Raw genomic sequence first — 13,122 nt, forward strand, 5'->3', positions numbered from 1 at the left:
CCATGGCCACCCACGCCAGCCCTGCAGCGGAGCCTACGACCGACAATCCGCTCGGCCTCAACGGTTTCGAATTCGTCGAGTTCACCTCGCCCGATCCGGACGGCATGGCCGCGCAGTTCGAGCAGCTTGGCTTTACCGCGACGCATCGCCATCCGGTGAAGAACATCACCCGTTACAAGCAGGGTCGCATCAACCTGATGCTCAACCGCGACGATGCCGGTCGCGTCGCGGCGTTTCGGGGCGAGCATGGCGCATCCGCCAGCGCCATGGCGTTCCGCGTCAACGACCCGCAGGCGGCGATGCGCTGGGCGCTGGACCATGGCGCCAAGCGCACCGACGAGGATGACACCGTGATCCAGGGCATCGGCGGCTCCTACCTCTATTTCGTGGCGGACGATGCCGATCTCTATGCCGACTGGGCGGCGTTCCCCGGCTGGCGCGAAGCGGAAGCGCGAAACAATGTCGGCCTCGACCTGCTCGACCATCTGACCCACAATGTCCGGCGCGGCCAGATGCGGGTGTGGAGCGAATTCTACCGCACGCTGTTCAATTTCGAAGAGCAGAAATATTTCGATATCAAGGGACAGGCCACCGGCCTGTTCAGCCAGGCGATGATCGCGCCGGACAAGGCGATCCGTATTCCGCTGAACGAAAGCCAGGACGACAGGAGCCAGATCGAGGAGTTCATCCGCCAATATAATGGCGAGGGTATCCAGCATCTGGCGCTCACCACCGCCGATATCTACGACACGGTCGAGCGGCTGCGCGGGCGCGGGGTGACGTTGCAGGACACGATCGAAACCTATTATGAGCTGGTCGACAAACGGGTGCCCGGCCATGGCGAGGATCTGGAGCGGCTGCGCGCGAACCGTATCCTTATCGACGGCGATGTGGAGAGCGAAGGCATATTGCTGCAGATCTTCACCGAGAATATGTTCGGCCCGATCTTCTTCGAGATCATCCAGCGCAAGGGCAATGAGGGTTTCGGCAACGGCAATTTCCAGGCGCTGTTCGAAAGCATCGAGCTGGACCAGATCCGGCGCGGCGTCATCACGGTGGACGAATGACGGACCTGTTCCTGACCGGCTTTGGCAACCATCATGCGACCGAGGCCGTTGCCGGCGCGCTGCCGGTGGCGCGCAATTCGCCGCAGCGCGTGCCTTTCGGCCTTTATGCCGAGCAGTTTTCGGCGACCGCCTTCACTGCGCCGCGGCACGAAAACCGGCGTAGCTGGCTCTACCGTATGCGGCCGAGCGCCGGTCACGGCCCGTTCCTGGCCTATGATCGCGACAGCCTGCTGCGGTCCGGTCCCTTTGCCGAAAGGCCCGCCTCGCCCAATCGCCTGCGCTGGAACCCGCTGGACATGCCGGTGGAACCCACGGATTTTGTCGATGGCCTGGTCACTTATGCCGGCAATGGAGATGTCGCGGCGGGGGGCGGTTGCGGCATCCATCTCTATGCCGCGAACCGGTCGATGGTCGATCGCGCCTTTTTTTGCGCCGATGGCGAACTGCTGATCGTGCCGCAGGTCGGTACGTTGCGGATCGTGACGGAGATGGGCGTCCTGACCGTTGCGCCGTTGCAGATCGCGCTGATCCCGCGCGGCATCCGTTTCCGGGTGGAACTGCCGGGCGGGCCTGCGCGCGGCTATGTCTGCGAAAATTATGGTGCGCTGTTCCGCCTGCCGGACCTTGGCCCGATCGGGTCCAACGGCCTGGCCAATCCGCGCGATTTCGAAGCGCCGGTCGCGGCGTTCGAGGATGTCGAGCGGCCGACCCAGATCGTCCAGAAATTCGGCGGCAGGCTGTGGGCGACGACCATCGACCACAGTCCCTTCGATGTGGTCGCCTGGCACGGCACGGTCGCGCCCTATCGCTACGATCTGACGCGTTTCAACACGATCAACACGGTCAGCTACGACCATCCCGATCCGTCCATCTTCACCGTGCTGACATCGCCCAGCGACACGCCCGGCACGGCCAATATCGACTTCGTGATCTTTCCGCCGCGCTGGATGGTGGCGGAGGACACGTTCCGCCCGCCCTGGTTCCACCGCAACGTCATGAGCGAATATATGGGGCTGATCGAGGGCGAATATGACGCCAAGGCCGGCGGCTTCGCACCGGGCGGCGCCAGCCTGCACAATGCCATGTCCGGTCACGGGCCGGACGTGGCGAGCCATGACAAGGCGGTCGCCGCAGCGCTGGCGCCGCAGCGGATCGAGGGGACGATGGCCTTCATGTTCGAGAGCCGCCACATGATACGGCCGACCGCCTGGGCGATGGACACGCCGCTGCTGCAATCCGACTATGATGCCTGCTGGGCGGGCTTCCGCAAGGCGCAATTGCCGGTCGCAAAGGGGAATTCGTGATGGCGGACTGGTGGACGACCGACGCGACGCATGACCCGGCGCTGACCAGCTGGGTCGAAAGCGCGCAGGGCCATGCCGATTTCCCGATCCAGAATCTGCCGATCGGGCTGTTCTCCCCATCCGGTCTGGCGCCGCGCATTGGCGTCGCGATCGGCGACCGCATTCTCGACCTGCGGGCCTGCGCGGATGCGGGGTTGCTGCCCGACGATCTGGCGGCCGCCTGCCGCGGCAGCCTGGTGAACGACCTGCTCGGCTTGCCGGCCGACCGGCGGCGGGCGCTGCGCCATGGCGTGAGCGGATTGTTGTCCGATCCGGCGCATCGGTCGGCGGCGGCGGCCTTTTTGCATGCCGCGGCGGACTGCACCCTGCACGTCCCCGCGCGGATCGGCGACTATACCGACTTCTATGTCGGCATCCATCACGCCAATAATGTCGGCCGCCAGTTCCGGCCCGACAATCCGCTGTTGCCCAATTATAAATATGTGCCGATCGGCTATCATGGTCGCGCCTCCTCGATCCGGGGATCGGGCGTGCCGCTGCGGCGACCGCTGGGCCAGCGCAAGCCGCCCGAGGCCGATGCGCCGGTCGTCGGACCGACCACCCGCCTCGACTATGAGCTGGAGCTGGGCGTATGGATCGGGCCGGGCAATGCGCTCGGCACCCCCATTCCGATCGCGCAGGCCGCCGATCATGTCGCCGGCTTCTGCCTGCTCAACGACTGGTCCGCGCGCGATTTTCAGGCGTGGGAATATCAGCCGCTCGGCCCCTTCCTGGCCAAGAATTTCCAGTCGACCATCTCGCCGTGGATCGTCACAGCCGAGGCGATGGCGCCTTTCCGCATGGCCCAGCCCGCGCGGCCGCAGGGCGATCCGCAGCCGTTGCCCTATCTGCTGGACCCGGGCGATCAGGCGCATGGCGCGCTCGCCCTCACGCTGGAAGCCTGGCTGCTGACCGCGAGGATGCGGGAGGCGGGGGGCGCGCCCGTTCGCCTCAGCCGCGGTCCTGCGACCAGCATGTACTGGACCGTGCAGCAGATCGTCGCCCATCATGCGTCCAATGGCTGCAACCTCAATCCGGGCGACCTGCTGGGGACGGGCACCATTTCCGCGCCCACAAGCGACGGTTTCGGCAGCCTGATGGAGCTGAGCATCGGCGGCAAGGAACCGATCACCCTGCCCAATGGCGAAACCCGCGCCTTCGTGGAGGATGGCGACGAGATCATCCTGCGCGCCCATGCGTCGGCGCCGGGGCGCGTGTCCATCGGTCTGGGCGAATGCCGGGCGATGGTGATGCCAGCGCCATGAGGGAGGTCGTCCTGCATGGCTATTGGCGATCGTCGGCTGCCTATCGCGTGCGGATCGCGCTCAACCTCAAGGGCGTCGCCTATGCGCAGGTCAATCACGACCTGCGCATAGGCGCCCAGCGCGACGACGCCTATCTGGCGATCGCGCCGCATGGACTGGTGCCCGCGTTGCAGGTCGGCGATACGGTGCTGATCGAAAGCCCGGCCATTCTCGAATGGATCGACGCCCGGTGGCTGGAACCGGCTTTGCTGCCGCAGGATGAGGACGACAGGGCGATCGTCCGGTCGATGGCGGCGCTGATCGCGTGCGACATTCATCCGCTCAACAATCTGCGCGTCCTCCGGGCGCTGAAGCAGGATTTCGGCGCGGATCAGGCGCAGATCGATGGCTGGAGCCATCGCTGGATCGGCGCGGGCTTCGCTGCTCTCGAACAGATGGTCGCGCGCCATGGGGCCGGCCATGCGTTCGGCGACGCGCCGACGCTGGCGGACTGTTATCTCGTGCCGCAGCTTTTCAACGCCCGGCGCTCCGGCGTCGACCTGACGCCTTATCCCGCGCTGGTGGCGGCCGGTGACAAGGCCGCCGCCTTGCCGCTCGTTGCCGCGGCGCATCCCGAGATGCAGCCGGACGCCGACGCATGAGCGAAGGGCGGGTGGCGGCGACGCCGGCGGGAGTCCGATTGTGCCCGCTCGATAGCCTGGAAGACGGCGCCGCCCGCAATTTCGTGTTGCAGATGCGCGCGGGCCGTTTCCACGGCTTCGTCGTGCGCGATGGCGATCATCTGTCGGGCTTTGTCGATCGCTGCCCTCATGCCGGCCTGCCGCTGGCGCAAAAGCTGGACGACTATCTGACACCCGATGGACGCTTCATCGCCTGTAGTTGGCACGGCGCGTTGTTCGACAGGCAGGATGGCCGGTGCGTCGGCGGTCCCTGCGTCGGCCAGTCGCTCGGCGCGTGGCCGGTGGCGCTGGTCGAAGGCTGGGTCGTCACGGACTGATGGCGCGGCCTATACCATGTGGTTCAGGGCGGACCGCCGCGCCGGGTATCCGGCAAAATTTTCTGTCGTCCGAACGAGCATTGCTTGTAGGAGGCTTCTCTATAAGATCGATAGATAAGCCGCATGAGTCGGCGCGGAGTGTCTATGCAGGACGGACAGGAGCAGGATGGTTACGGCCCCGAGGGCCTGTTCGGGCGCTGGCGCGCGCGGCTGGCGCAGGCCTTGTTGCGCGAACCGTCCGTCGTGTTGATCGAGCGGGACGCCGACGCGCTGTTTCCCTTTACTCTCCCGGACGAGGCTTGCCTGCCGCCGCGCGAAACGGTGAATTGACGGAACGATCATTTCGCCATCGCGAAACATTGCCTAGATCGGGCACCTCATTTCCCATCGCCCCATTTTTCAGGAGATAGCATGGCCACCAATCCCCGCGCCGTCACGCGCGCCGTCGACAACCTGTTTCTGGAGCGCTGGTCGCCCCGCGCCTTCGATTCCTCGGCGATTCCGCAAGAGGATCTGGACACGATCTTCGATGCTGCGCGCTGGGCGCCGTCGGCGTTCAACTATCAGCCCTGGCGCTTCCTCTATGCGCATCGTGACGGCGCCGACTGGTCGCGCTTCCTGGACGTGCTGCTGCCCTTCAACCAGGGCTGGGTGCAGAATGCCGGCGCGATCGTGTTCATCCTGTCCGACACGCTGATGGCGCCGCCGGGGTCCGACGATTTCAAGCCGTCGTACAGCCACAGCTTCGACGCGGGCGCGGCCTGGGCGTTGCTGGCGCTGCAGGCGACGCGGCTGGGCTATCACACCCACGGCATGACGGGCGTCGATTTCGACAAGGCGCGCGCCGAACTGGCGGTGCCCGAACGCTTTCGTATCGAAGCGGCGGTCGCGATCGGCCGGCAGGGCGACAAGGCGATACTGCCCGAAGCATTGCAGGCGCGTGAAGCGCCCAGCGACCGCAAGCCGGTCGAAGCCTTCGCCCATGCGGGCAGTTTCGCGGGCTGATCTCCGATGGTGCTCCCCCGCCTTGCGGTGGGGGGGCGATCTGGGGCAGGATGGCCAAGGGCGTCGCAGCGGCGGCGCGTCTTCGCCACCACGAGTGCCTGTCGTTCATGTCCCTGTCCGAAATGATCGCCGGAAGCGCCGTCGCCGCGGTCCTCACCAATCCCCGACTGCCCGATAATCCGATCGTCGCGTGCAACGACGCCTTCGTGGCGCTGACCGGATACCGGCAGGCGGAAGTCGTCGGGCGCAATTGCCGTTTCCTGTCCGGCGCGCATACGGAGGCGGCGGGGATCGACGCCATCCGCGCCGCGCTGCGTGACCGGCGGCCGGTGCTGGTCGAACTGCTCAATTATCGGAAGGACGGTACACCGTTCCGCAATGCGGTGATGATCGCGCCGATTTTCGGAACGGACGGGGCGCCGGACTATTTTCTCGGTTCCCAGATGGCGGTCGGGGATGCGGCGACGCAGCGGGCGGACGACGCCGCCGCGCTGATCGCCACGTTGACCGAGCGCCAGCGCGCGGTGCTGGTCGGCATGGCGCAAGGCCGCCTCAACAAGCAGATCGCCTATGATCTGGGCCTGACCGAACGCACGGTGAAGATGCACCGTGCGGCGATGCTGCGCGCGCTGAACGTGCGCACCGCGGCGGAGGGCATCAGGCTGGCGATCGAGGCGGGGCTTTAGCATGGCGGGGGCGCGTCGCTGATGGTGCTGCTGGGCATTGCGATCATCGTGGCGGGATTCCTGCTGCGCTTCCATCCGCTGCTGGTGATCCTGGCGTCGGCGATCGTCACCGGGCTGGCCGCGGGGCTCGATCCGCTGGCGATCCTCGCCGCCTTCGGCAAGGCGTTCAACGAGGCGCGTTATGTCAGCATCATCTGGATCGTGCTGCCGGTCGTCGGCCTGCTGGAGGCGCATGGGTTGCAGGAACGGGCGCGCGGCCTGATCGCGACGATGCGCGGGGCGACGGTCGGGCGCTTCCTGACCTTCTACCTGATCCTGCGGCAGATGCTGGCTGCGGTCGGGCTGACGTCGGTCGCCGGGCATCCGCAGACGGTGCGTCCGCTGGTCGCGCCGATCGCCGAGGCGGCAGCCGAAACGCAGGCGGGCGAGCTGGACGAGGATGCGCGCGAAGAGATCAAGGCCTGGGCCGCGGCGACCGACAATGTCGGGCTGTTCTTCGGCGAGGATATCTTTTTGGCCATCGGATCGATCCTGCTGATCAAGGGGCTGCTGGAGCAATATGGCATCAGCCTGGAGCCGTTCCAGCTATCGGTCTGGGCGATCCCGACCGCGATCGCCGCGCTGCTGATCCATGGTTTTCGCCTGTGGCGGCTCGACAAGCGGCTGGCGCGCATCCGGGCGGAGCGCGCGCCATGATCACGCTGCACTGGGTTTATGCGCTGGCGGGCGCGGTGTTCGCCGCCTTCGCGCTGCTGGGCGTGGCGGACCGCGGCAACCCGCGCCGCTGGACGACGGCCGCCTTCTGGGCCTTGCTCGCGACATCCATGTGGGCGGGCGACGCGCTGGGCGACCTGGGCAATGGCGTACTGGTGCTGGGCCTGGTCGCGCTGGGTGCGCTGGGGCTGGGCCGGGGCGACGGCGGCGTGCCGGCGGAGGTGCGGCAGGCGCGGGCCGATCGCTTCGGCAACCGGCTGTTCGCCATCGCGCTCATCATTCCGGTGACGGCGCTGGCCGGCACCTTCCTGTTCAAGGCCGCGCCCGGCTGGTTCGACCCGAAGCAGGCGACGCTGATCGCGCTGGCGCTGGGCGTGCTGATCGCGATGACGGCGGGGTGCCTGTGGCTGCGCGCCGGAGCGAGCGTGCCGTTGCAGCAGGGGCGGCGGCTGATGGATTGTGTCGGCTGGGCCGCGATCCTGCCGCAGATGCTGGCCAGCCTGGGCGCGGTGTTCGCGCTGGCGGGGGTGGGCGATGTCGTGGGCGCCATCGTACAACAGGCGATCCCGCAGGGCAGCCTGATCGGCGCGGTGATCGCCTATGGCCTCGGCATGGCTCTGTTCACCATGGTCATGGGCAACGCCTTCGCCGCCTTTCCTGTGATGACGGCGGCGATCGGTATTCCGCTCTTGATCCGCACCTATCATGGTGACCCCGCCATCGTGTGCGCCATCGGGATGCTGGCGGGCTTCTGCGGCACCCTGCTGACGCCGATGGCCGCCAATTTCAACCTGGTCCCGGCCGCCCTGCTGGAACTGAAGGACAAGCATGGCGTCATCAAGCGGCAGGTCGGCACCGCCGTCCCGCTGCTGATCGTCAACATCGCGCTCATCTACTGGCTGGCTTTCCCATGACGCTTCTGACGCCCGATATCGCGAACCGTTTCGCCGCGCTGACCCTGTCGCATCTGGGGCGGCGCTATCCCTACAAGATGGACCTGGTGCTGGGCGGGCCGGAGGATGCACGCCCGCCGGAGGATCATCACCCGATCTTCCACGGCAGTTTCGACTGGCATAGCTGCGTCCATGGCTGGTGGCAGGTGATGCGGCTGATGCGCCTCTTCCCCGACATGGCGCAGGCCGGCGAAATCCGGGCGCGGGCCGACGCGATGCTGGTGCCGGACAAGGTGGCGGGCGAACTCGCCTATCTGCACCGGCCCTTGAGCGCCGGGTTCGAGCGGCCCTATGGCTGGGCCTGGGCGCTGGCGCTGGATGCCGAACTGGCGCGGCACGATGCGCCCTGGGCGGCGGCCTTCGCCCCGCTGGCGGACGCCTTGGCGGCGCGGTTCCACGCTTTCCTGCCCAAGCTGACCTATCCGCTGCGGGTCGGCACCCATTTCAACATCGCCTTTGCGCTCACCCTGACGCTGGACTGGGCGCAGACGCGCGATCCGGCGCTGGTGGCGCTGATCCGCGACAAGGCGATCGGCTGGTTCGGGCAGGATCGGGGATGCCAGGCGTGGGAGCCGGGCGGTGACGAATTTCTCTCGCCCGCTCTATGCGAAGCGCTGTTGATGAGCCGGCTGCTGGACCGCGCGGCCTTTGCCGACTGGTTCCACGCCTTCCTGCCCGATCTGGCGCGGGGCGAACCTGCGACCTTGTTCACGCCGGCCAGCGTGTCGGATCGCAGCGACGGCAAGATCGCGCATCTCGACGGGCTAAATTTGAGCCGGGGCTGGTGCTGGCGCGCGATCGCCGCCGCGCTGGGGCCGGACGATGCAGTCGCCACCTTGGCGCGCGACGCCGCGCAGGTCCATGTCGCCGCCAGCCTGCCCCATGTCGCGGGCGACTATATGGGCGAACATTGGCTCGCCACCTTCGCCCTGCTGGCGCTGGAGTAAGCGCTAGTTCGTGACCGAATGGACGAACATATAGCCTTCGTTGCGAATGGTGCGGATGACCGGGCCTTTGAGGCCGCAGGCGGACAGCTTGCGACGCAGGCGGCAGAGCTGGACGTCGATCGACCGGTCATAATGGTCGGCGGTCGCGCCATGGACACGGTCGAGCAGGCGGCTGCGGTCCAGGACCTGGCGCGGATGTTCGACGAAGACGCGCAGCAGTTGAAATTCGCCGTCCGACAGGGAGACGGCCGTCCCTTTCGGATCGAATAGCTGGCCGGTGGTCATGTCCACGCGCCAGCCTTCGAACGAGGCGAAGCTGCGCGCGGCGGCGGCGTCCAGGCGCGCGCCCGGTGCCATCCGGCCGCGCAGCGCGGCGCGGATGCGGGCCAGCAGTTCGCGCGGGTTGGCGGGCTTGCACAGGCAATCCTCCGCGCCCAGCTCCAGCGCGGCGATCCGGTCCGCTTCGCCGCAGGCGGCGCTATGCACGATCACCGGCAGGCGGCGCTCGATCGCCAGTTCGCGCAGCAGCGCCGCCCCCTGTTCCGGGGCGATGGCGGGGTCGAGCACCACCAGCGCATAATCATGCTGCGCCAGCGCCGTGCGCATCTGCAGTGGCGATTCGGCGCCCTCTACGATCAGGCCGTAGCGGGCGAAATTGTCAGCCAGCTGGGCGAGCTGGGCGCTGTCGTTATCGACGATGAGAAGGCGACTGTGCGAGATCGTCATGCTCGCAATGACGCTGCCGCCAGCGCAAAACCGTCCCGTCTCGCTTGTCCATGCGCGCCTGCCATTGCAGCCGCGCCGTCAGCAGGCGTTCGCCCGCAGCGTAATGGGCGCGTAGCTGGCTGGCCAGCGCGTCGTCGAGCAGGTCGCGCGTCGCCAGCGGGCGGCCGAACCGGCCGGACGCGTTGGCGCGGCGCAGCAGGCGACGGCTGACGCCGTACCAGCCGGGGATATCGACCAGCCAGCTCTTGTCGGCGACCGCGCGGCGGGTGAAGAGGTTCATCGCCCGCGCCAGCCAGAGCAGCGGGCGGCTGAGCGAAGGATTGCGCGCGCTCCAGTCGATATAAGCGAGGTCGACGTCCAGCCCGAAGCGTGCGGCATAGGCGGCGACGAAGCCGCGCGGGTCAGCGCGGAAATCCTCATAGCGGAAGACATGGACCCGGTCCGGCCCGAACAGGGCGTCATAATGGGCGATCAGGCGGATCGTGTCGAAATGGTCGAGGCGGAAGCCCGGCGCCTCGTCGCGTTCAGGCGCCACCGGGCTGAGCGAATCGCGGCCGAACAGATAGCGACGCAGGCCGAAGGTGCCGCCGCCCTTCACATATTGCAGCCAGGCCGACACGATCGCCGACAGCGGATCGCGCACGAAGATGACGATCTGCGCGTCGGGCAGGGTACGGCGGATGCGATCGGCGACATCCTTGCTGAGGTTGCCGGCCAGGCCGCCATTATGCAGCCCGCCGGTCAGATTTTCCTCGCACAGGATCATATCGTCAGGCGCGTCGCCCAGCCGTCGCCGCGCCGCCGCCGGATCGAAATGCAGCGCCCCCGCGTCGAGGAAGGCGGCGCGCACGGTCGCGCGCGGAATATAGCGGCGGTTGCGGATGGCGGGGTAGAAGCTGTCCTGAAACCAGGTCGTGCCGGTCTTGTGATAGCCGATATGGACGATCGCGGCCATCAGGCGGCCTTCGCCAGGGTTGCAGACATGGCCACATCCGCATCGCTTTCGCCCAGGCAAAGGCGGCAATGCCGGTCCCATGAGAGGCTTTCCGCCGCCCAGGCCCGCGCCCTGTCGCCGATGCGGCGGCACAAGGCCGGGTCGGCGACCAGCAGGTCGAGCGCGGTGCGGATCGCGTCGATCGACTGGCCATCGACGATGAAGCCGGTCACGCCGTCGCGGACGAATTCGGCCGGGCCGCCATCGCGCCCGACGATGCACACCAGCCCCTGCGCCATGGCGTCGGCGACCGACAGGCCGAAGCCCTCGATCTCCGCGCCGTCCTCCATCGTAATCTGCGGGTGGAGGAAGATGTCGGCGGCGGCATAGGCGTCGGCCAGGTCGGCGGTCGACACATAGCCGGCCATGGTGACCACGCCGTCGAGGCCGCAATGGCGGATCGTCTCGCGCACCCGTACCGAATCGACGCCGCGGCCGATGATAACATGGCGCAGATGCGCGCCGTCCTGGAAACAGCCGGCGACGGCCCGCACGGCGGCGGCGATATTCTTGCGCGCGACGAGGCGGCAGACGGTGAGCAGTTGCGCGCCGCCCGCGCCCCGCGCGAAGGCGGTCGGTGCGCGATCGGCCGGCATGATTACGCCGTTCCAGGCGGTGAAGGTGCGGCCTGCCAGATGCGGCAGGCGATCGAGCAGCAGCATGCGTGTCACCTCGCTGACCGCGACGATCCGCCGCGCACGGCGCAGCGCCAGTCGCAACAGCAGCAGCGCGATTCCGCGTGGCCGCCCGACCTCCCGGCCATGGACGGTGATGACCAGCGGACGCGGGAAGAGCAGGGCGGGCAGCGCCGCGCGCCAGGTGCAGGCATGGATCAGCGCCGGGCGATCGCCGCCCAGCCAGGCGCCCAGCATCGCCCGGAACAGTCGCGCATAGACCACCAGCATGGCCGCCGCGCCGACGTCGATCAGATCGACGCTATCCTGTCGCACCCGGCGCGGGCCGGCGGAAGATTTGGCGAAGACGGTGATGCGGCGACCCTGCGCGGCATAGGCGCGGGCGACTTCGCGCGCATAGGTCTGCACACCGCCCTCATCGGGGGCATATACGCGGGCGACGAGCCAGAGCGATGGGGGCGCTTCAGACATGGGCGACCCGCTCCAGCCGTGGGAGGCCATTGAGGGCGGGGCGCGCCGCCGACTGGCTGCGCGCGAGATATTGGGTGAGCGCGCGCGCCGCCCGGACGCTGGCGGTGTCGCCAAGAGCGTCGAATGTGCGGGCGAGGCCCTGCTGCTGCGCCTCCGCATAGGCTGTATGGCTGGCGATGGCGTCGGCCGCCGCATCGGCGATGCCCTGCGCCGACTCCAGCACCGGGCCATAGCGCCAATGGCCATAGCTGCGGTCCTCCTGCCAGTCGGCGCGATGGCCGTTCAGGAACAGGCAGGGGCGTGGGCGGGCGAGATATTCGTAGATCTGGCTGGAGACGTCGCCCAGATAGAGCGAGGCCATATGGACATAGCGCATGTCGATGCTGGCCCGGCTGCCCAGGTCGATATGGACATGGGGCAGGCGCGCGAGGTCGGCGAGGCGGCGCTCCATCGTGGCGCGGCGTCGCCGATTGTCGAACAGGCGGATGTGCGGCGCGACGATCAGGTTGAACCGGTCGTCCTGCGCGAACTGGCGGATGACATCCTCCCCCATGGCCGGCCAGGAGGAGAGGCGGGGCGAGAAATGCGGATTGTAGAGAATGACCGGCCGGTCCTGTGCGAACAGGCGCTGGCGGTCGCTTTTGGGACCGGTCAGGTCGAACTTGCTGTAGCCGGTGATGGCGTAATGGCCTTCGCGGATCAGCCCTTCGTCCAGCATCCGCCGCCGCTGCTTTTCGCCCGCCAGCAGGACGAAGTCGAACCGGGCGATGCGCAGGTCATAGCCGACCGCCCGGTCGCCCGCGCCGTGACAGGTATGGATGAAGCGGGTGCGCGACAGGCCCAGCCGCTTGAGCAGCAGCGATGTGCGTTCGGGCACGACGATCGCGTCATAATCGGCAAGCTTGCCCCGTGCGGCGAGCAGGACGGCCAGTTTGGGCGGGATCGTCCCGCCGGTCAGCCTGGCCAGCGCGTCCAGCCAGCGCCCGCCGCACCGCAGGAAGCGGATCGCCCCGGCCCCGCGGGTGGCGGCGATGTCGCGCGCCAGCGCCAGATGGTCGTCGGTCGCGGCCATGACGTCCACGGCGAAGGCGGGGTCGCGCGACAGTTCGATCGCGACCGGCAGGGCGTGGAATAGCTGGTGGATTTGCGCGTTGAAGAAGCACAGCCGTTGTGGCGGGGCCAACGCCGCAGCATCGCTCCGGTCGAACCAGTCGCGTCCCATGATAAACTCCATTCGATCAGACCCGAATGGAGGGATGGCGGACTTTTATCGCGGAGGAATTTCAGCATGCGTCAGGGCGTGGACGGCTTGCAACATT

Annotated in this window: 15 protein-coding genes; 11 read left to right on the plus strand and 4 right to left on the minus strand. The window is 67.7% G+C overall.

Translation table 11 applies throughout. The features are described 5' to 3' along the window. The first annotated feature begins 2 nt into the window (after window positions 1-2). The 11 genes from hppD to K9B33_RS18010 all read left to right on the plus strand — a co-directional run bounded on the left by hppD (window position 3) and on the right by K9B33_RS18010 (window position 8,977). On the plus strand, window positions 3-1,067 hold the full coding sequence (gene hppD / locus K9B33_RS17960; protein WP_224550446.1) for a 4-hydroxyphenylpyruvate dioxygenase: 1,065 nt from the start codon (window positions 3-5) through the stop codon (window positions 1,065-1,067). After that, window positions 1,064-2,371, plus strand: a complete 1,308-nt coding sequence (gene hmgA, locus K9B33_RS17965; protein ID WP_224550447.1) for a homogentisate 1,2-dioxygenase — start codon at window positions 1,064-1,066, stop codon at window positions 2,369-2,371. The genes hppD and hmgA overlap by 4 nt, the downstream gene beginning before the upstream one ends. Further along, a complete protein-coding gene (fahA, locus tag K9B33_RS17970) occupies window positions 2,371-3,675 on the plus strand; it encodes a fumarylacetoacetase (protein ID WP_224550448.1) in 1,305 nt (434 codons plus the stop codon). The genes hmgA and fahA overlap by 1 nt, the downstream gene beginning before the upstream one ends. Continuing rightward, a complete protein-coding gene (gene maiA, locus K9B33_RS17975) occupies window positions 3,672-4,316 on the plus strand; it encodes a maleylacetoacetate isomerase (RefSeq protein ID WP_224550449.1) in 645 nt (214 codons plus the stop codon). Before fahA ends, maiA begins: the two co-directional genes overlap by 4 nt. After that, entirely contained in the window at window positions 4,313-4,672 is a 360-nt protein-coding gene (locus K9B33_RS17980; RefSeq protein WP_224550450.1) for a Rieske (2Fe-2S) protein, read from the plus strand. The genes maiA and K9B33_RS17980 overlap by 4 nt, the downstream gene beginning before the upstream one ends. Window positions 4,673-4,816: 144 nt before the next feature. After that, window positions 4,817-5,002, plus strand: a complete 186-nt coding sequence (locus K9B33_RS17985; protein WP_224550451.1) for a hypothetical protein — start codon at window positions 4,817-4,819, stop codon at window positions 5,000-5,002. An 81-nt stretch (window positions 5,003-5,083) separates the two neighbouring features. Continuing rightward, a complete protein-coding gene (locus K9B33_RS17990) occupies window positions 5,084-5,677 on the plus strand; it encodes a nitroreductase family protein (protein ID WP_224550452.1) in 594 nt (197 codons plus the stop codon). Between the two features lie 107 nt (window positions 5,678-5,784). Then, entirely contained in the window at window positions 5,785-6,363 is a 579-nt protein-coding gene (locus K9B33_RS17995; protein WP_224550453.1) for a PAS domain-containing protein, read from the plus strand. An 18-nt stretch (window positions 6,364-6,381) separates the two neighbouring features. Continuing rightward, on the plus strand, window positions 6,382-7,059 hold the full coding sequence (locus K9B33_RS18000; protein ID WP_224550516.1) for a DUF969 domain-containing protein: 678 nt from the start codon (window positions 6,382-6,384) through the stop codon (window positions 7,057-7,059). Next, window positions 7,056-7,991, plus strand: a complete 936-nt coding sequence (locus tag K9B33_RS18005) for a DUF979 domain-containing protein (RefSeq protein WP_224550454.1) — start codon at window positions 7,056-7,058, stop codon at window positions 7,989-7,991. The genes K9B33_RS18000 and K9B33_RS18005 overlap by 4 nt, the downstream gene beginning before the upstream one ends. Further along, on the plus strand, window positions 7,988-8,977 hold the full coding sequence (locus K9B33_RS18010; RefSeq protein ID WP_224550455.1) for a DUF2891 domain-containing protein: 990 nt from the start codon (window positions 7,988-7,990) through the stop codon (window positions 8,975-8,977). The genes K9B33_RS18005 and K9B33_RS18010 overlap by 4 nt, the downstream gene beginning before the upstream one ends. A 3-nt stretch (window positions 8,978-8,980) precedes the next feature. On the opposite strand, the gene K9B33_RS18015 is transcribed toward K9B33_RS18010, so the two are convergent. From K9B33_RS18015 to K9B33_RS18030, 4 genes are read right to left on the minus strand one after another with little or no spacing between them, the layout of a single operon-like run. Further along, on the minus strand, window positions 8,981-9,703 hold the full coding sequence (locus K9B33_RS18015) for a winged helix-turn-helix domain-containing protein (RefSeq protein WP_224550456.1): 723 nt from the start codon (window positions 9,701-9,703) through the stop codon (window positions 8,981-8,983). Beyond that, window positions 9,666-10,658 (minus strand): sulfotransferase, encoded by a 993-nt coding sequence (locus K9B33_RS18020; RefSeq protein WP_224550457.1) that lies wholly within the window; start codon window positions 10,656-10,658, stop codon window positions 9,666-9,668. The genes K9B33_RS18015 and K9B33_RS18020 overlap by 38 nt, the downstream gene beginning before the upstream one ends. Next, the gene (locus K9B33_RS18025; RefSeq protein WP_224550458.1) at window positions 10,658-11,803 is read right to left on the minus strand and encodes a glycosyltransferase family 4 protein; all 1,146 of its coding nucleotides are present in this window, start codon (window positions 11,801-11,803) and stop codon (window positions 10,658-10,660) included. Before K9B33_RS18025 ends, K9B33_RS18020 begins: the two co-directional genes overlap by 1 nt. Continuing rightward, the gene (locus tag K9B33_RS18030; RefSeq protein ID WP_224550459.1) at window positions 11,796-13,025 is read right to left on the minus strand and encodes a glycosyl transferase; all 1,230 of its coding nucleotides are present in this window, start codon (window positions 13,023-13,025) and stop codon (window positions 11,796-11,798) included. The genes K9B33_RS18025 and K9B33_RS18030 overlap by 8 nt, the downstream gene beginning before the upstream one ends. Window positions 13,026-13,122: the final 97 nt, after the last annotated feature.

Origin of the sequence: Sphingobium sp. 3R8 (genome assembly GCF_020166615.1) — a bacterium.
Lineage (GTDB): Bacteria > Pseudomonadota > Alphaproteobacteria > Sphingomonadales > Sphingomonadaceae > Sphingobium > Sphingobium bisphenolicum.